This is a genomic window from Arthrobacter alkaliphilus (assembly GCF_021483235.1).
Taxonomy (GTDB): Bacteria; Actinomycetota; Actinomycetes; order Actinomycetales; family Micrococcaceae; genus Arthrobacter; species Arthrobacter alkaliphilus.
Genome location: NZ_JAKEEC010000063.1, coordinates 1 through 831 on the forward strand (window position 1 = coordinate 1; position 831 = coordinate 831).

At 65.6% G+C, this 831-nt stretch carries 1 protein-coding gene; it reads left to right on the top strand.

The features are described from left to right. Positions 1 to 831, top strand: an 831-nt coding sequence (locus L0B83_RS19600) for an alpha-amylase family glycosyl hydrolase (RefSeq protein ID WP_268821136.1), incomplete at both ends; no start/stop codon positions are given.

Genomic DNA, 831 nt, shown 5'->3' on the forward strand with positions numbered 1-831 from the left:
CTGAATGTGCGCAGCCCGCACTCGCTGCAGTTGCTCATGGATTCGCTGCGTTATTGGGTGACCGAAATGCACGTGGATGGTTTCCGCTTCGACCTGGCGTCCACGCTGGCCCGGGAGTTCTATGACGTGGACAAGCTCTCGACGTTCTTCGAACTGATCCAGCAGGACCCGGTGGTCTCGCAGGTCAAGCTCATCGCCGAGCCGTGGGATGTGGGTCCGGGCGGGTACCAGGTGGGCAACTTCCCGCCGCAGTGGACCGAATGGAACGGCAAGTACCGGGACACGGTCCGGGACTTCTGGCGCGGGGAGCCCTCCACTTTGGGCGAGTTCGCCTCCCGGTTGACCGGATCGGCGGACCTGTACGAGCACTCCGGCCGCCGCCCGGTGGCCTCCATCAACTTCGTCACGGCCCATGACGGCTTCACCCTCGCGGACCTGGTGTCCTACAACGAAAAGCACAACGAGGCCAACGGCGAGGGCAACAACGACGGCGAATCGCACAACCGCTCGTGGAACTGCGGCGTCGAAGGTCCCACGGATGACCCGAAGGTCCTGGCCCTGCGGGCACGCCAGCAGCGGAACTTCATCGCCTCCCTGTTCCTCTCCCAGGGGGTGCCGATGCTGCTGCACGGAGACGAGCTGGGCCGGACCCAGCGGGGCAACAACAACGGCTACTGCCAGGACTCCGAACTGACCTGGATCAATTGGGACAGCGTGGACCAGCCGCTCGTGGAGTTCACGGCCGCGGTCGGTGCCTTGCGGGCCAAGCACCCCACCTTCCGGCGCTCCCGCTTCTTCGACGGCCGCCCGGTCCTTCGAGGCGAAGGCGAA